This window comes from Longimonas haloalkaliphila (genome assembly GCF_055379825.1).
On the sequence record NZ_AP043948.1, the window covers coordinates 2,318,980 to 2,337,387 of the forward strand.

Annotated in this window: 15 protein-coding genes; 8 read left to right on the forward strand and 7 right to left on the reverse strand. The window is 59.7% G+C overall.

The window, feature by feature from the left end:
* Positions 1-3: 3 nt before the first annotated feature.
* Entirely contained in the window at positions 4-1,605 is a 1,602-nt protein-coding gene (locus tag ACZ48V_RS09070; RefSeq protein ID WP_464538436.1) for a TrkH family potassium uptake protein, read from the reverse strand.
* Positions 1,606-2,050: 445 nt separating this feature from the next.
* On the opposite strand from ACZ48V_RS09070, the gene ACZ48V_RS09075 reads away from it, so the two are divergent.
* From ACZ48V_RS09075 to ACZ48V_RS09110, 8 genes are all read left to right on the forward strand, one after another.
* Positions 2,051-2,716 (forward strand): sigma-54-dependent transcriptional regulator, encoded by a 666-nt coding sequence (locus ACZ48V_RS09075; RefSeq protein ID WP_464538437.1) that lies wholly within the window; start codon positions 2,051-2,053, stop codon positions 2,714-2,716.
* 65 nt (positions 2,717-2,781) lie between these two features.
* The gene (locus ACZ48V_RS09080) at positions 2,782-4,455 is read left to right on the forward strand and encodes a response regulator (protein WP_464538438.1); all 1,674 of its coding nucleotides are present in this window, start codon (positions 2,782-2,784) and stop codon (positions 4,453-4,455) included.
* A gap of 69 nt (positions 4,456-4,524) precedes the next feature.
* On the forward strand, positions 4,525-6,375 hold the full coding sequence (locus tag ACZ48V_RS09085) for a HAMP domain-containing sensor histidine kinase (protein ID WP_464538439.1): 1,851 nt from the start codon (positions 4,525-4,527) through the stop codon (positions 6,373-6,375).
* Between the two features lie 64 nt (positions 6,376-6,439).
* The gene (locus tag ACZ48V_RS09090) at positions 6,440-7,852 is read left to right on the forward strand and encodes a TrkH family potassium uptake protein (RefSeq protein WP_464538440.1); all 1,413 of its coding nucleotides are present in this window, start codon (positions 6,440-6,442) and stop codon (positions 7,850-7,852) included.
* Between the two features lie 56 nt (positions 7,853-7,908).
* Positions 7,909-8,589, forward strand: coding sequence for a potassium channel family protein (locus ACZ48V_RS09095; protein ID WP_464538441.1), 681 nt, complete (start codon positions 7,909-7,911; stop codon positions 8,587-8,589).
* Positions 8,590-8,706: 117 nt separating this feature from the next.
* A complete protein-coding gene (locus ACZ48V_RS09100) occupies positions 8,707-10,926 on the forward strand; it encodes an amino acid permease (protein ID WP_464538442.1) in 2,220 nt (739 codons plus the stop codon).
* A 43-nt stretch (positions 10,927-10,969) separates the two neighbouring features.
* Positions 10,970-12,052, forward strand: coding sequence for a metallophosphoesterase N-terminal domain-containing protein (locus ACZ48V_RS09105; protein ID WP_464538443.1), 1,083 nt, complete (start codon positions 10,970-10,972; stop codon positions 12,050-12,052).
* 12 nt (positions 12,053-12,064) lie between these two features.
* Positions 12,065-12,487, forward strand: coding sequence for a calcineurin-like phosphoesterase C-terminal domain-containing protein (locus tag ACZ48V_RS09110; protein WP_464543115.1), 423 nt, complete (start codon positions 12,065-12,067; stop codon positions 12,485-12,487).
* 187 nt (positions 12,488-12,674) lie between these two features.
* On the opposite strand, the gene ACZ48V_RS09115 is transcribed toward ACZ48V_RS09110, so the two are convergent.
* From ACZ48V_RS09115 to ACZ48V_RS09140, 6 genes are all read right to left on the reverse strand, one after another.
* Complete coding sequence (locus ACZ48V_RS09115) at positions 12,675-12,962, reverse strand: PIN domain-containing protein (protein ID WP_464538444.1); 288 nt, start codon at positions 12,960-12,962, stop codon at positions 12,675-12,677.
* The gene (locus ACZ48V_RS09120; RefSeq protein WP_464538445.1) at positions 12,959-13,225 is read right to left on the reverse strand and encodes a hypothetical protein; all 267 of its coding nucleotides are present in this window, start codon (positions 13,223-13,225) and stop codon (positions 12,959-12,961) included. Before ACZ48V_RS09120 ends, ACZ48V_RS09115 begins: the two co-directional genes overlap by 4 nt.
* Positions 13,226-13,455: 230 nt before the next feature.
* Entirely contained in the window at positions 13,456-13,734 is a 279-nt protein-coding gene (locus ACZ48V_RS09125) for a HEPN domain-containing protein (protein ID WP_464538446.1), read from the reverse strand.
* An 11-nt stretch (positions 13,735-13,745) separates the two neighbouring features.
* Positions 13,746-14,105 (reverse strand): alpha/beta fold hydrolase, encoded by a 360-nt coding sequence (locus tag ACZ48V_RS09130; protein ID WP_464538447.1) that lies wholly within the window; start codon positions 14,103-14,105, stop codon positions 13,746-13,748.
* A gap of 100 nt (positions 14,106-14,205) precedes the next feature.
* Positions 14,206-15,615 carry an alpha-amylase family glycosyl hydrolase gene (locus ACZ48V_RS09135; RefSeq protein ID WP_464538448.1) on the reverse strand — a complete coding sequence of 470 codons (1,410 nt, stop codon included), beginning with the start codon at positions 15,613-15,615 and terminating at the stop codon, positions 14,206-14,208.
* Between the two features lie 326 nt (positions 15,616-15,941).
* A complete protein-coding gene (locus ACZ48V_RS09140) occupies positions 15,942-18,041 on the reverse strand; it encodes an Hsp70 family protein (RefSeq protein ID WP_464538449.1) in 2,100 nt (699 codons plus the stop codon).
* Between the last annotated feature and the right edge of the window lie 367 nt (positions 18,042-18,408).

Genomic DNA, 18,408 nt, shown 5'->3' on the forward strand with positions numbered 1-18,408 from the left:
CGGCTACGGGCGGGCTGGCACGCTCCCCACCAGTATCCAGCGCAGGAAGAGGATCACAGGGAAAATTTCGAGGCGGCCAATCCACATCTGAAAGATGAGAATGCTCTCGGCCCAGACGTTCATATCCGGTCGTGTCACACCGGTCGACAGCCCGACCGTGCCCTGTGCTGTGGCCGACTCGAAGATGATGTCTGCCAGGCTGTAAGACGGATCTACGAGCAGACTGAGGGCAACAGCACTCGCCATCATAAAGGCAAGGTACACCCCCGAGAGTACAGCGGCCTGGCTCAATTCGTCGTGCATCTCATTGCGGGTGAGATGCTTAGACGCTCCCATTCGAAATCGAACCGCTGCATGACGAGGAAGAAAAAAGCGAATCGCGTTCCAGCGGATGCCGCGTGCCAGCACGTAGATACGAATGAGCTTGATGCCGCCCACCGTGGCTCCTGCCGACCCGCCAACAATCATCGCGCTAAACACGATGAACAGGATAGCGCCATCGCTCCAGTCTCCAATTGCCGAGGTTTGCCACCCCGTTGTTGAAAGAGCCGTGGCAAACTGAAAGAGCCCCTCGCGCACCGGATCAGCAACCGCCGGGAGCGTCCACAAGAACGCAATCAGCAGCGGCGTGCCAACCAAGAGAAGCACGCCCAGGGTGCGGACCTGCGTATCTCTCCACAACGGCTGCAAGGAGCGCTTTTTAAGCATGCCGTAGTAGACCGGAAGCGCAACAGCCCCAAGGATCATCACCGGAATGTGCAGCATGTCCATCGCGTAGGAGTTGTACCCGGCAATGCTGTCGTCGAGCGTACTGAAGCCTCCAGTTGATTGCCCCGTCATTGCGTGGTTGACCGCGTCGAATAGGGTGGGCTCGAGTCCGTAATCGGGGAGAATGATGAAGGTGCCCATAGCCAAGTAGACGGCCACGGCTGCCGTTATCCCGAGATACAGGCGCCACAGCACGCGGGCAGTCTCCAAAATATTGGGACGCAGTTTTGTGCTCCGGCCCTCGGCCTCATACAGCGAGAATCCGGCGGTTCCACTTGGCGTGCGCAGAATCGCCAGTACGAGCACAATCATTCCTGCTCCCCCAACCCACTGCGCGAACGACCGATAGAAGAGAACGCCGTGGCCTACCGACGGCTCATGGACGCTCATGGTAAGCCCCGTAGTTGTGAATGCGCTCATGCTTTCAAAGAAGGCATGCAGCGGATTTTTAAAGTTGTAGAGGCTGGATGTGTACGTCTCTCCCGCTGGCACAAACGACTGAGCTACGGAGGCCGGGGTTACGTAGGCCGCAACGACCAGAGGCACGGCCCCTACCGCTGCTACCATTAGCCATCCCACAGCCGCGATTAGCATGCCTTGCCACCTCGACGGCTCGGGCGCATCTCGACACGCCAGGTACCCCCCGCCCCCAAGAAATGCGCTGACGCCAGCCGCCCCAAGAAAGCTCAATGCGGTGTACGTTTCCCCGTACAGCAAGGCGACTATCAGGGGAAGCACGAAGAGCGCCGACAAAATAAGAAGGAGGGCGCTCACGTCGCGCCCAACAACTGTAATCGTGGATAAGCGAGACTGATGCAATGCAGAAAGGGGCGTCATGAATAGAAAAAGGCAACGGGATCACCCACAGAGTGACCGCGCTTCTGAGCACAGCACGCTGGGATTCATAAAGGATGATAACAAATACCAGACCACGGGTTTGCCACATAGTCCTTCAACACCGAATCCAGAGCACTCACCTTCCTCAACCGGGCTCTGACGAATATAAGCGCTTCTCACCAACCAAAATTGATACAATTGCAGGTTGTAGCCCAATACATCCCCGTCTCTCTCGTCGTGCATTTTGCACGATGCCGAGACGCTTCCATCATGCAAAGTGCACGATTAGGTGATACCCGGGCGAGCATATCAGGCCCCTGACGCGTCTGCACCTGTCCTCGGCCAGACTGGCATTGGATTTGAACCTTATTTTCGCGCCCGACCGCATCCGAGCGTAAGTGCGCGCCCGACTTAAACAGCTACCATCCTATACCAGTGTCTTTCTATGAGCGTACGCCGTATCCTGATTGTAGACGACGAGCGTAGCCTCCGTCTATCGCTAAAGCAAGTCCTTGAGGATGCTGGCTACCGTATTGCAACGGCAGAGAGCGGCCCCGTAGCACTTGACCACCTCGAAACAAACCCATGTGATTTGGTCTTACTCGACCTTCGCATGCCAGAAATGGATGGCCAGGAGGTGCTCAACGCCATTAAGGAGCGCCGCCCGGAACTCCCGGTCATTATCGTCACTGCTCACGGTACGGTCGACCAGGCCGTGGAGATGATCCGTAAGGGGGCCGAGAACTTTATCCACAAGCCATTCACTCCCGATCGGATTCGGATGACAGTCGCCCAGACGCTTGCTCAGGACGCAACCGAAGACGGCACCTATGCACAGCACATTGAGGATGCGCGCGCAGGGATCAGGGAAAAAGATTTTGAGCGCGCCCGACAGCACATTCAGAAGGCGTTCTCGGTTGACGCCACACGGCCCGAGGCATTCAACCTCTTGGGGGTGCTTATGCAACTGCATCACCGATATCAGGAAGCATTGCGCTACTACCAATCGGCGTTAGCGCTGCAACCTGGGTATCAACCAGCCGTGTATAACCGGGATAATGTGAGTCGGTCGCCTTCTGTGCGTAACCCCGCTGACGTTCGCCTCGAATAGCCCGATTCCCCACCTTGCGCGAAGCAAGACCGCTGAATCCTTCTCCTTAACATGCCCTTTTTACCATGGACACCATTTCCGCACGCGTTCTCGTCGTCGACGATGAGAAGAACGTTCGCCTTACTCTGCGCCAGGCTCTGGAGGACCTCGGCCTAACTGTTGAAACCGCTATAGACGGAAACGAAGCGCTTGAGCACCTCGGTGAAAACGATTACGATCTCATGCTGCTCGACCTTCGCATGCCGGGCCTGAGCGGGATGGAGACGCTGGAGCATGTGCGCCGCCAGCACCCCGACCTGCCGGTCGTTATCGTAACGGCTCACGGCACCGTCAAAAACGCCGTGCAGGCCATGCGGCGCGGGGCGGTGGATGTGCTCCTCAAACCCATCAGCCTCGATGCCCTTCGCACGCTCGTCGACCAGGTGATTCGCGAGCCGTCTACATCGCCCAATGCAACGCCATACGAGGAGTGGATGCAACTGGCAACTTGGCACCTCCGGTATCAGCGCACCGAAGCCGCCCGCCACTGCCTGAACGAGGCGCTCAACCAAGACGAGACCCGTCCGGCTGCCCATACTTTGCTGGGCATGCTGGAGGGAGCGGAAGGCAACACCGAAGCTGCTCGCCAGCATCTGGAAGCAGCCGTAGCACGCGATGGAGACCCCACAATGGCCCAGCTTCTGCTCGACCGCCTTCAGGAGGATGCCCCGTTTCCGATCAACCACCCTGAATCTCTGCTGGCTTCACCAGATTCACCTTCGGACGATGATTCGTCTCTGACCGTGCGCGCCGCCCCGTCGCGCGCTGAGAGCGAAGACGACATGCCTCACCGCGTGTGTGCTGTGCTGGATGAATCTGTAGCCGACGGCGTAACGGCGGCCCATCGTGCGCTGGCAACGCTTGCTGCGGACTCGGCGCGGTCCCACGCAAGTAGCGAGTTACTGCTCCTGACCACGGTTGAAGTCCCCTGGCAACTTGCTCTTTCACAAGCCGAGGAGGTCCACCAGAAGCGCATTCAAGAGGCCACGTGGCAACTGGAGGCATTGGCCGAAACGCTGGAAGAGAGCCGCCTGCACGTGCGGCCCGTTGTGGTTGTTGCCCACCAAGCGGCTGCCGTCGTCGAAAACACCGTCACCAAGCGATCGGTGCAGCACCTCGTAGGCCTATGGCCTGGTGCGAATGGATCCACGTCGGACGCTGACGCCGAATGGACCGATGCGTTACGCACGGTGTCGTGCGAGGCTACGCTTCTTCGTCCCGGCACAACGCCCCCCAAATCCGGTGACGTAACAAACGTGACGGCCTTCATCACCGACAGCCCCGACGCCCCGTTTGTAGCGCGCCGCGCCCGAGAGTGGGCACAAAGCCAGGGCGTTGCGGGCCTGACGCTGCTCACCATCCAGCACGACGACGGCACCACAAGCCGGGACGACCTGGAGCACCGCGGCCATCGTCTCTTGTGGGACGTGGCCGACCGGGCGGGCCTATCTGATGAGCAGTACAAAGGGCGCGTCCTTGTGTCGAAGGATGTGCAGGCGACCGCCCATCGGTGTGCTTCCGCCTGCGACCGCATCTGCATCGGGGCCGGACAGGAGGCGTCGTGGGCCAAGCCTGCTGCAGACTCATTCGCCGGACGCCTGGCCGCATCGACCGAAGTGCCCATTGCTCTTGTCCGGGGCGCTCATTCTTCCTCCGCACCCTCGTTCTTGGAGGCCCTTCGGAATCGCCTCATTGGATGATTGGCGCCGAAAGCAGACCTTTGGTCACGCCGGCATGTGCTTCTGTCTTCCCCCAATGTCTTTCTCCTCATGATGCGGACAGTCCGCGCGAAAATTCTTCTGGCAAATGGCACCGTGCTGCTCCTGCTGGGCCTTGTCTTGGGATGGGCACTCGTGAACATTCAGAACCTCGGAAGCGCGTCCGAGGCGATCCTGAGCGAGAACTATCGCAGCATCATTGCCGCCGAGAACATGATCAACAGCCTGGAGCGGATGGATAGCGCTGTGCTCCTGCATCTGCAAGACCGGGAGCAGGGTCTGCGTCAGTTTCGCACGAACCAGAATCAGGTCTCCCAGTGGCTGGCGCGTGCCCAGGACAACATCACAATCGCGGGTGAGGACCGCGTGCTTGCCCGAATCGACTCGACGTTCGACCGCTACACGGCCCAGTTCGATTCACTGCTCCAGCGGCCCGGCGTGTACGGCGACCGTCCCTACGACGATGCTATGCTCCCCGCTTTTCAGCAGGTGCGAAGTGCGGCAGGCGATCTGCGCGACCTGAATCAGCAGACCATGGTCGAGGCATCGGACCGGGCCGAGAGCGTGGCGACGTGGGCCATCTGGTCAGTTGGAGGCATTGGGGTGGGCGCCACGGTGCTCGGGCTTGTCATCAGCGTGATTCTGGCTGGTCGCATCGTGCGGCCCATCCGCAAGGTACAGACTGCAACGCAGAAGATTGCAGCAGGCGACTATGACGTGTCTGTGGATACGGATGCGAACGACGAGCTTGGCAGCCTCGCCGATCAGTTTAACGAGATGGCCGCCGAACTCCGGCACTATCGGGATCTCAACGTGGAGAAGATCCTTGCCGAGCAGCAGAAGAACGAAGCGATTCTGCAGAGCATCGACGACGGGCTGCTGGTGGTCGACGGCGACTACTCCATCATCAACCTGAACCCGACCGCCGAGTGGGCACTTGGCGTAAACCGTCAGAACGTAGCAGGCCAACATGTGCTCGAAGCCCTTCGCAACGAGCGCATCTTCGATCAGATTCAGCAAACAATTGAGTCGGGAGAGCCCGCCACGCCCAACCAGCCCACAGACATATTCACGGTAGAGCGAAACGAAGATACACGGCACTTCCAGTTCATCGTCAACCCGGTGTGTAGCCCGTCGGGAGAGATGCTGGCCACGATTCTGCTACTACGCGACGTCACGGAGCTCCAAGAGCTGAACCGCCTGAAGTCCGACTTCGTCGCAACGGCGTCTCATGAGCTCAAAACGCCGCTCACAAGTATTGGCATGAGCGTGCGCCTGCTCCGCGAACGCCACGAAGAGGACTTCGACAGCCGCGACCGCGAACTGCTTGAAGCCGCCGTCGAAGATGTCGATCGGCTTCGCGACCTTGTGAACGACCTGCTCGACCTCTCGAAGATCGAGTCGGGACGGATGGAAATGGAGCGGGCGGCGGTTCCTGTCCCGCTGATCTCCAAGAAGGCCGTTGGGCTCCTCAAGACGCAAGCTGCCGAAAAGGACATCTCTTTCGATGTGGATGTGCCCGACGAGCTTCCCGATGTTAAAGCCGATCTCAACAAGGTAACCTGGGTGCTCACCAATCTGCTTTCCAATGCACTCCGCTATTCCGAACCCGGAAGCCCTATTCAGATAGAGGCGCGTCCGATTGGCGGGTCGGTGCATATTTCGGTCGAAGACCACGGTGCCGGCATCCCCTACGAGTACCAATCGAAGATTTTTGACAAGTTCGTTCAGGTTGACAGCAACCAGGCGCCAGGCGGCTCTGGACTGGGGTTAGCCATCGCACAGGAGATCATTCACGCCCATGGCGGACGTATCTGGGTCGATTCGACGCCCGGAGAGGGCAGTACGTTTACGTTCACCCTTCCGCAGGCTGGGAGCGCAGCCCCCGGCCCAAGCGCGTAGTTGAAAACGGCCTCGTTCTTTCTTATCGTAGAACGCTACCTCTTTTACCGCTCGCCTTCATCTGATGCCTCAATTTTCTGTGGCCAGCCTGTTCGTACATGCTCAACACTCCGTCTGGTCATGGTGGCGATCGATCACTCCGCCGCAACTCTTTGTCGGATCCTTCTTGGCGCTCATTCTGGTGGGTACGGTTGGCTTTATGGTGCTGCCGGGCCTGTACACCGGACCGTCGCTAACGTGGGTTGACGCGCTGTTTACGGCGACAAGTGCGGTGTGCGTTACGGGGCTCATCGTGGTCGACACGGCTACGTACTTTACCACGTGGGGGCAGGCGTACGTGCTGCTGCTCATTCAACTGGGCGGACTCGGCATCGTCTCTTTCACCTCGGTGATCATTGCGGCGCTGGGGCGTCGTCTGTCGCTGCGCCAGGAGATCCTGACGAGCCGCGGCGCCAACATGGTGGATGAAATCGACTACCACGCCCTCACCTGGGCGGTGGTGCGGTTTACATTTGGTGCTGAACTCATAGGCGCTGTTCTGCTCTATGTATTTTGGGTGCCCGAATTTGGATGGACAGGAGCCGTCTGGCCCTCCATTTTCCACACCATAAGCGCCTTCTGCAACGCGGGCTTCTCGACGTTCACCACGTCGCTGATGGGCTTCCAGACCAACCTTCCGCTCTTGGGCGTCGTTATGATGCTGATTGTGCTGGGTGGACTGGGCTTCCTGACGTTGGAGGAGCTTAACCTGTGGCGGAACAGGCGCCAGAAGAGGGGACGCTTTCGGCTGTCGGTTCACTCGCAGATTGTGCTCGGCACAACCGCTGTACTGATCGTGGGCGGCTGGGTGGCCTTTACTGCGTTTGAGTGGCACAACACACTGGCAGGCATGTCGCTCAGCGAGCGGCTCGTGAATGGGCTCTTTGCGAGCATCACCCCGCGCACAGCGGGATTCAACACCATCGACTACGCCGAAACCACTTCGGGCACCAACTTTCTCACGATCATCTTTATGGTGATTGGCGGATCGCCCGGGTCTACGGCAGGCGGCATCAAAACGACCACGTTTGCCCTGCTTGGCCTGCTGGCCTGGTCGCGGCTGCAGGGACGCCCTACCATGAGCATTGCGGCCCGCACCATCCCCGAAGCGACTCTCCAGAAGTCGACCAGCTTGCTCGTTGTTACCCTTGGCATCCTTACCGCTGGCATTTTCCTGTTCAGCGTGCTGGAGGTCCCCGGCAACGGAGCCAATGCAGCATTCCTCACGTACATGTTCGAGGTGGTGAGCGCCTTTAACACGGTGGGCCTTTCAATGGGCGCTACCGGTGAATTGTCTGACCCAGGGCGTCTCATCACCGTCGTGCTTATGTTTATCGGACGCGTGGGCACCCTCACCTTTGTCGCGGCCATGGCGCGCTCCCCCAAACACATTAAGGGCGGCTTTCGATACGCATATGAGGATGTGTCCATCGGGTAGCGTACCCTTGCAGACTGCACGCGCTCTTTTTTCTCAATGTAGCCTTCCCCCCATTTATGGACCGTTTTGTTGTCGTGGGTCTTGGTAATTTTGGATCGAGCGTGACGCGGACGCTCTACCAGCACGGCCACGAGGTCATTGCTGTGGATACCGATGCCGCTGCCGTAGACGATATTGCGCCGCATTGCTCGCGCGCTGCCCACGGCGACGGGCGCGAGGTGGCCGTGCTCAAGGAACTGGGGGCCGACGAGGCCGATGCCGCCGTCGTGAGCACGGGCGACGACCTAACGGCAAGCATCTTGGCTACGATGGCCCTACACGATGTGGGCGTTGCAGATGTCTACGTCAAGATTATTTCGGACAACCACGCCCGTATCATGAAACAGCTCGGTGCGACCGAAGTGATCTTTCCAGAACGAGAGTCTGGATTCAACTTGGCCAGCCGGATCTCGGAAAAAGGCGTTGTCAACTACGTGCGCATGGGACATGACCTGAGCGTACAGGAGCTGGTTGTGCCCGAGCAGTGGCAGGGCCACACGCTCCGCGAGCTATCGGTGCGGTCGGAGCATAACCTGTCCGTCGTAGCCATTCACGACACGACGGTCGACGAAATGATCGTGCCTCCCGACCCCAATGACAGGCTTGAGCATACCGATACGCTTATCGTAGCAGGCACCGACGAGGCGATTAAGAGCGTTGCAGATATGGCAAGTGCCACCGCAAAAGAGAGCAAATAGGCGGCAACCGATCATCCTGTTTGTTACACCCCCCCCCTGAACTTGCCTTCCACGCAGGCATAGCGTGTGCTGTGTCTGATATGTTTTCACCTATTTACTCTGTGCACGACCCGATTTATGGCTAACTCTTCCCAAGAACTGGCGCGCGACCTCGGATTCTTAGAGGCGTACACCATTGGCGTCGGCACCATGATTGGGGCCGGTATTTTTGTGCTTCCCGGCATTGTAGCCGGGGCCGCCGGTCCGGCCAGCATGGTTTCGTTTGCGATCGCGGGGGTGGTATCGCTACTTACCGCGCTCTCGCTCTCTGAGCTGGCCACGGGGATGCCCAAGGCCGGCGGCAGCTACTACTACGTGAACCGCGCCATGGGCACGTTCTTTGGCTCTATTGTGGGCTGGGCCATGTGGTCGGGGCTTATGTTTGCCACCGCCTTCTACATGCTGGGCTTTGGGCAGTACCTCACGTTTTTCTACGGCGAGGGCGGGAGGCTCTTTGTATCAGGAACCGCGCTCGTTATGGCGGCGCTACTGGTCGCGCTCAACTACCGGGGCACCAAAGAAACCGGCAGCTTCCAGAACATCATTGTAATCGTGCTCATCGGGTTCATTCTGGTGTTTGTCACGTTCGGCGTGTTTAACGTAGACTGGGATGTGCTGCGGCCTTTCAATCCCCAAGGCTGGGGCGCTGTGGCCAGCACCGCCGCCACAGTGTACGTCACGTATATTGGATTCGAAGTGATTGCCACCAGCGCCGAGGAGATCAAAAATCCAGGACGCAACCTGCCCCTGGCCATGATCGCCTCGGTGCTCACGCCCATGCTGTTTTACGTGCTGGTGATGCTCGTAAGCACCGGCGTACTGCCTGTCGATGAGCTGACCAACTCGTTCGTGCCCGTGGCCGATGTCGCCCGCGAGTACCTGGGCACCATTGGCGCCATTATGATGGTGCTGGGCGCTGTGCTGGCCACGGTGTCGAGTGCCAACGCGTCGATCCTGTCTGCCGCGCGCGTAAACTTCGCGATGGGCCGCGACAAGATTCTGTCGGACTGGCTGAACGTGATCCATCCCTCGTTTCGCACGCCGGGCCGCGCTATCGTTGTTACCGGTGCAGTGATTCTGGTCCTGATTGCCGTGGGCGTGGGCATCGAAACGCTGGCCGATGTTGCCAGCTTCTCGTACCTGATTACCTACGCGCTGGTGCACGTGGCCGTTATCGTGATGCGCCGCGCCGGGCCCGAAGAGTACGACCCCGACTTCAAGCTGCCGAACTGGGCGTATCCCGCTGTACCGCTTATTGGAGCGGTGTCGTGCCTGGCCGTGGTCACGTTTATGCGTCCGCTGGTGCTCCTCATCGGTACCGGCGTCATTGGCGTGGGCATTCTGTGGTACCTGGTCTACGCGCGCTCCCATGCGCCCGACAAGAATCTGGTGGGCGAGGCCATTGCAGGCGCTCCCAAAACCGTGGCCTCTGACGGACGCTACCGCGTGGTGGTACCCGTGGCTAACCCAAAAACGCAGCGCCACCTGCTCCGCCTGGCCGCCGCCACCGCTGCCAGCCATGACGACGCTGAACTCGTCGTGGTAAATGTGATCGAGGTGCCGCAGCAGACGGCGCTCACCCAAGGCGTACAGTACGAAGAGGAGCGCCTGAACCGTCAGCAAGAGCTTCTGGCAAATGTGCGCGACTATGCCAACGAACTGGGCGTGGGCGTGCGCACCCGCGCCATCGTGGGGCGCGACGTGTGGCGCGTGGTACTCAACGTCACCGAAGAAGAGCATGCGCAGGAGGTCATTCTCGGATGGACGGGCGAGCGTAAGCGCCTCGGGGCGGTCTTGGGCTCGAACATCGACCAGATTGTGCGCAACGCGGAGTGCGAGGTCACCCTCATCAAAACCGGTCCCAACGAGGTTGGCAATGCGGTCGCCCTTGTTGGCGAGGGGCCCAACGCCTCGCTTGGGGCCCGGCGCGCCTACGAGTTCGTGCAGTACGCCGATGGCACGTCGCTCACCCTCGCTAACGTACAGCCGCCCGATGACGATGCCGAAGCCACCGGCGCGGCCATCATCGACCGGGTTGCCACGAATGCAGGCATCGAAGAGTACGACGCCAAAGTCGTCACCTCCGACGACGTGCGCAACGCGCTCCTCGACCTGGCATCCGAGTACGACACCATCTGCATCGGGTCCACGCGCAGCACCGCCGTTACGCAGGCGCTCTTTGGGTCCATCCCCGAAGAGATCGGCGCCAACGTCGACGGCACCGTGGTCATCACCAGCGGCCACCAGTATAAACCGCGCACCGTCTCCGAAGCGATCATCGAGCGGCTGTCGGCATAGGCCCGCCACCGGTCCTGTTTCTGTTGGATACGTACGCTGTGCCATGCCCCCATCCGATCTCAACCGCCGTTCGTTTCTGAAGCGTGCTGGGCTGCTCGGTGGAGCCGCCGGGTGGGCTGCCTTCACGCCAGGGTGTGCCAACGCAAGCGCCCCGCCCGCTGGAGCGCGCACCGTCACCGGGCGCGTTACCGGTCCCGACGGCGGTGTGCCCAACGTGCGCATCACCGACGGCCTCTCGGTGGTGCAGACCGATGCCGACGGCGCGTTCACCCTTCCTGCGGATGCGCGGCAGCCGTTCGTGTACATGGCGGTGCCTGCCGGATACCGCATCCCCCAGCACGACACCGGCACGGCGCGCTTCTTCCAGCCGCTCACCGACGCTCCCGAGCAGACAGCCGCGTTTGAGCTGGAGCCGCTCCCCGCCAACGACACGCGCCATGCCTTTGTGGTGCTGGCCGATCCGCAAACGGAAAACGCGTACGAGATGGGGCGCTTCCACGACGAAACCGTACCGGCTGTGCAATCCACCGTAGCAGCGCTGGGGGATACCCCGGTTTTCGGCGTAGGCAACGGCGACCTCATGTTCGACGACCTCGCGCTCTTTCCCGAATATGAGCGCGCCGTAGAGCGCATGGAAGTGCCCTTCTTCCAGGTGGTGGGCAACCACGACCTTGACTTTGACAGTCCGGCCCACCGGAATTCGTACCGGACCTTTCGTGACCACTTTGGCCCCGGCTACTACGCCTTCGACCGTGGGGATGTGCATTACGTGGTGCTCAACAACGTCTACTGGCCCGGTCAAGACGGATTCGGGCGCGATACCGATTCGTATCTGGGCCATGTGCCCGACCGGCAGCTATTCTGGCTCGCGAACGACCTGGCCACCGTCTCACCCGACCAGCCCGTTGTGGTGTTCACTCACATCCCGATGCTGAGCACGCTCTACGAACGGCGCGGCACCGACCGCCCGTCCCCGCGCAACATGACCGTGAACCGGGCGGCGCTCCATCGGATGCTGGAACCGTTTGCAGAAGCCCACATCATCACCGGGCATACCCACGAAACCGAGCATCGCTATCCCGCAAATGTGCACGAACATGTGATGGGCGCGGCCTCGGGCGCGTGATAGACCGGTCCCATTGGCCGCGATGGCACCCCGCCCGGCTTTGGTGTCTACGAGGTCGAAGGCGCCGCCCTTTCGTGGCGCTACCAGTCGACTGGCTACGACGCCGACCATCAGATGCATCTGTACGCACCGGGTACCGATCCCGAGCGTCCCAACGCGCTCATCGCCAACGTGTGGGATGCCGACGACGCATGGCGCATCATCTGGTACGAGGACGGCGTCGAGCAAGGCCCGATGGAGGCGTACGTGGGCACCGATCCGCAGGCGGAGGCGCTGTACCGCGGCGACGATCGGCCCGAGCGCCATCCGTGGGTGTCGCCGGTGCCTACGGCGCATCTCTACGCCGCCACGCCCTCGCCCACAGCCTCCGAAGTCACCGTAGAGGCCACCGACCGCTTTGGGCGTACCTATACCGAGACGCTTGCGCTTGGGTAAAGCAAAAAAGTTAGACCTGCTCCTTGAGGACCTACGCAGTTGCAACGCTCACATGGGTATCTCGTCGCGAAGCTCTGTCTCGTGACGCAGTCGTTTAGGGGCACAACCGGCATGACCCTTCGGGCCCCTCTGCCCCGAGTCCCCGCAAGAAATAGCGAAGGTCCAGATCAAGTGCGTAGCTCCTCCTTTACAGTCGGTACGGCACAATCACAAACGGGTGCACACCGGGGTTGAAGTCACGGGTGTTGCGTGTGGCCAGGTGTAAGTCGTGTTGCATAGCCAGCGCGGCTTGAAATGCATCTATCAGGGCCTGAGCGCGCTCCCATCTTCCACTATCTACAAATCCCACCAGAACCTCTGCACGCGTAACCACCGATATGAACGCGTCTCCGTGTACAGATTGGAGGTACGCTGTGGCATCGCCTTGGTCGTTGAAATGATCTATCAGGATTACCGAGTCAAGTAGCACGCTCATGTGTCTTCCCCTTCATCTGCCCCCCACTCCTCCCACGGATCACGCCACTCGGCGCGAACACGCCGCTGATATTCGAGTCCGTCGCCCTCTTTCCAAATGCCACGGGAATCTTTTAGAAGACGTTTGAGCTCAGCACAACGCGGACTCGGCGTAGTATCCTCCACCTTCAACTGCTCCTCGATAGCAAGCCAGTCGTCGTAATCGATCTGGACGGCCACCGGATTCATGTTTTCGTCGGTTACAATGCGCTTTGAGATCGTCATGGCAGCACGGGCTTTTTGCATGCATTGCGGAATACGAATACGCCCCGCATCCACCGAAAGTTTACACAGCGTGTGCAGAGCACGTCTCAGGATCGGCGGGACGCTATGCGAGCGCGGGGGCCAGTTCTTGTATGAGCACGTGGGCATCCGCCAGGCGGGCGCGGGCGGTGGCGTCATTGGTGACGCCCGGCTCGAACGCCTGGTCAGTGTACAGCGCCACCACCCCATGGTCACCCAGCGCGTCGAGCACCTCGGGCGCGGTCGTGTGAGGCGTTCTCCTCGGGCCAGTCGATCTGCCCCGCCAGATAGGCTACGTCGTGGCTGGCGGGCGGCGGCGCTTCGTGCTGATGGCGATACACTGCTTTGAGTGCTTTCTCAACGGCGAGGTGCGCCAGTACCGCCGCATGCCGCGCGAAGCCGCCCTGAAGCAGATGCTCGGCCGCCCGCAAGTCGCACTGCGCCTGCCTCCACCAGGTGTCAGCCGAGGCGTTCAGATGAATGGTAGACATGGGAGGCCGTGCTACTCGTCAGAAGAACGCTCCAGAATCCACGTGGCCGTGCGGTCGAGCACCTCGGGCGCGATGGTCTCCTCAATCTGCGTATATTCACTGGGCGCGCCCGTCTCAGCGGTTTGGAAGAGGTGATTCAGTTCGCTGAGCACTACCACGTCGGAGGTAGAGGTAGGGGCCGTGCGAAGGGCTGCTTCGAGCGGCTCGGCATTCAAGTTGGGACGCACCTGCTGGTCGCGCTCGCCAAAGAGCGCAAGCACCGGCTGCGTAAGCTGCTGCAGGTCGGAGGCCGGGTCGTGCCGCACAAAGAAACGAAACCACGGATCTGTCAGGTTACGGATTTCGCGATCTACCATGTCGCTTTGACTCATGCCGCTCGTGAAGCAGATCTTTCGACTCGGCTACGCCTCGCTCAAGATGACAGCGGCTGAGAGGGGCGTTGTTACTCAAAGATCGACGTGTGACAGACCATTACTCGACGGCTCGCATGATCTGGTATTCGTAGGCATCCAGTTCGAGCGATGCGTTGACCGTTGTCGTATCGCCTGAGAAGACGTCTTCCCAGGTGCGCCCCTGGTGCACTGCAGGAAGAGAAACGGTTGTACTCGTGTCGCGGATGTTCACGGCAACCAAGAGCTCCTCGTTGTCGTGCACGCGGCGATAGAGCACCGCATCTTCAGAATCAGGGGTAAGGATGTCGAGTGTGCCACTGCGCAGTGCAGAACTGCTGGTATAGATGCGCATGTACTCGGTGTAAAAAGGGATCAGTGTGTCATTGCGGTTCCAGTCGTAAGGCGTAGCATCAAAGAACGGCACGGGCTCTTCTACGCCGAGCTCCTGTCCGTTGTAGATGAGCGGTACGCCGGGCAGTGTGGTTGCAAAAACGAATGCCGCTTTGGAGCCCTCGTGTCCACCGAAGAGAGCAGGTGGGGGGGCATCCCAGGCGGTTTCGTCGTGGTTGGTGGTGAAGCGCATGCGAAGCGCCCCCGCGGGTAGTTCGCTCTCAACGGACGCGATGACATCAATCAGTTCGGGGAGCGACTGCTCGCCGGCCCATGTATCGACGAGGCTGCCGTAGAAGGGCCACGCGTAAGTGAGGTCGAAGCCAACATCGTGCATTTCCGGTTGGGCATCCTCAGCAAGCATAAAGACCGGATCTTTGACTGTGCGTAGCGAATCGATCGCACGCTCCCAGAAGTCAAACGGGACGAGTCCGGCTACGTCGGCACGATAGCCGTCGATGTCGTGCTCGCGGACCCAGTACTGCATCACCGCGATCATCTCGTCGTGGAGCGCTTCACTGTCATGGTTGAGCTGTACGACATCGGTCCAGTCAGTTGTGTCGCCATCCATAACGGGGATTGAGAAGCCGTCTTCGGGGCCGTCGGCATACCACTCGGGGTGCTCCTCTGTCCACGGATGATCCCAGGCTGTGTGGTTGGCAACCAGATCCAGAATCACGCGCATGTCGCGCTCGTGGGCGGCCGATACGAAGTCCTGCAGATCGTCTTTGGTGCCGTAATCTGGGTTCACCCCGTAGAAGTCACGAATCGAGTACGGCGACCCCAGTTCTCCGATATCGGTCTTGGCGCGCTCCCCGCCAATGGGGTGGATAGGCATCAGCCAGATGGTGTTCACGCCAAGCTGCTCAAGGTGGTCGAAACGCTCGATAGCACCCTGGAATGTACCTTCAGGAGAGAAGTCAGGGATGAACATTTCATAGATGACGGCATCGCTGACATCGGAAGCAGCAGGGGAAATGGTAGTAGAAGCCTCAGACGGCGGTGGAGCGTCGGGGGCTTCGCATCCTCCTGCAAGCATGAACGCCAGTACCGCGGCGGCAAAAAGTGTTGAGAGTGAGGAATAACGTGTAGTGGCCATAAGCAAGGGAGGTATAGGTGAAGTGGGTTAGACGCAGCATGAGTACGATCCGGCTTAAGAACCTGTTTTGATTTCTTACTTTGGGCTGCGATCGGCTCCGCTGGGCTGGGGCCGAAGGTCATGCCCCTGGTGCAAATTGTTCCCGATGTTGGCCCGTAGTCTCACCACGAACCTCCATCGAGGTCCAATTTTCGCTGCAGCGGCGCTCGCTCTCGCCTGCAAACCAAAACCCAAACAGGTTCTTAGCACTGGCACCATCAGTATAGGAAACGGTGAGTACAGATGCGCAGCCCATATATCCCATATATCGTTGCTGTGCGCCGCTGTTATACATCCAGCACGATATCCATAATCTCTGCTTCCAGCTGGTAGACCCGTTCCGAATCGTTGTCGGCCAGAGCGTGCTTAAGCTGATTCAGGCGTTCGCGGAGTTGGCTGCTTTCTTGCGGAGACATCCGGCCCTGATCTAAAGCGGACTCGGCAATACCGATAAGCGATTTTACGTCCGAGAAGTGCGGGGCGTTCTTCCACGATGCCTCGGGCGGTGCGCCTTGCTGGGAAGAAGGGGAAGCCGGTCTGGAAGCCTCCTGGGCGTTGCCTGAGGACGGTTCATCGACATCTTCCAGCCAGTCGACGTTATCCCACGTCATGTCGCTGGAAGAGGTAGAAAAGCTCTTGGTTGTGGGGCCCCCATCACGGGAGGGCGCACGCTGCGAATCTGGTTCGGAGCGTTCTGTCTGCGACCGGGCCGTAGGAGAGCTGTTTGTGCTGGAACGGGCAGCGTTGGCCCCCTCACTGGCCTGCGCGGATGCCGCGCTGTCGGGGACAGGCCAACTGAACGAGTCCTCGCTCGAAGAGGCCTCGCTGGACTCTGACGGCGGTGCAGCCCCGCGACTGGCTTGCACCTTGCGGCGCGAGCGGGCAATGGCCTCGTCATCCAGTCCGGCATGCGCTTGAAAGGTGTGCTCGGTATCGGTTCCCGGAAAGGTCACGGAGATATCGAGCATGCCGTTGGGATTGTAGACATAGGTGACTTCAATATCGTTGGCATCAGCCGCCTCGGGAATGTCGATGGTGCGCTCAGCCAGCTGCGTGAATCCTTCTTTGGTGTTCGGTTCTTCATTGATCTCGGCCTGTACAGACTCCGATTGGGAGTCGCGCTGGTACACGTGCAACGTGACGGAAGACTGCCCCTGCGCTGCCGTGGTGTACTCGCGTGTGTGCTCCTTCGAGACCTTGCTGTTGGTCGGAATGATCTCTGAATACTGCCCGTCTACCATCTGTCCGTAGTGGTTGCGTACTACGACGGTGCCAAGCGACAGGGGGCACACGTCCTGGATGGTACGGTCGGTAAGGCCATCGATGATGGCGGTCTGTACGGCGGCCCCCATTGCGATGACCTTGTCGGGGTCGATCTGCTTGTGCGGGGCGACGCCCATAAGGCGCTCCACGAACTGCTGAACATATGGGATGCGGCTGGTACCGCCCACCATAAGCACCCGGTCAATATCCGAGCGGTTGAGGTTGGCATCGGCAAGGGCCTTTTCGATTGCGGCCTCCGTCTGCTCAACCAGAGGGTGGATCAGCGACTCGAACGTGTTACGCCGCACATCCACCTGTAGGTTAATTGGCGTGCCATCGCGCACCATAAAGTAAGGTATATTGACGGTTGCGTGTGTGCTCACGCTCAGGTCTTTCTTCACCGCCTCGCATGCGAAGAGCAGCCGGTAGTAGTTGCCCGAGTCTCTGATAACCTGAACGCCATGCTCGGCTTCGAACTTCTCCGTGACGTGCTGCACCAGAGCCCGGTCAAAGTCTTTTCCGCCAAGATCCGTGTCGCCCGATGAGGCCTTCACGTCGACCATTGTGCCTCTATATTCGACGATGGATACGTCGAAGGTGCCTCCGCCAAAGTCATAGACCAGGATCGTTTCGCCGTCGAGATCTTCGTTGTATCCGTATGCAAGGGCAGCGGCGGTCGGTTCGTTGATGATCCGCTCGACCGTCATGCCCGCAATCTCACCGGCCTGTTGGGTAGCCCGGCGCGCCGGATCTGGAAAGTTGGCGGGCACAGTGATGACGCATCGGGTGACCGGCTCTCCGAGCTGCTGTTCAGCGCTTTCCTTCAAGTGCGTCAGGATCTGCGCCGAAATCTCAGCAGGCGTGAAACGGTGCTCGCCCAGCGTAAACTCAACGTCTTCGCGCATGTAGCGCTTCACCTGTTCAACGACAAGATCGGGGTCTGACTGAGCAATCGACTTTACGCTTTCGCCGACGACGGGCTTGTTGGTCTTGCGGTCAAACCCGAAGTAGGAGTCAACAATCGCATGGCCCCGCGCATCTTTAAGAAGTCGGGGACCCTCTTTTGCGTCAAAGATGGCGATTTCGGAGGTGGTGGTGCCAAGGTCAATGCCGACGAACGCCATACGAGTAGTAGATACTGTTAGCAGATGCTGTCTTAAATAGATGCGTTGTACAGTCTCCAAAAGATAACAGGGAGGCAGGGTTTCCGCGCATTGATCATAAAACAACATTTGGTAGCGGTTCAATATTTAATGGTTGCCTGTGGTTTACATCATCGCAACCTGCTCAACCCCCCTCTGTCTGCCGAGCTTCGCTGCAGGCCGTGATCCTGTGGACATTTCCCCCTTGGCCAAGGGGGAGAACCCCGACACGAGCCCATAGGGCGACTGATGGAGCGAAGCGGAATAAGGGAGAGAGGGGCGAAAAAGAAAGAGCTGTGGCACTCAATCGCTTTATCATTTAGCGTTTATCCACTACCCAACATTTCCT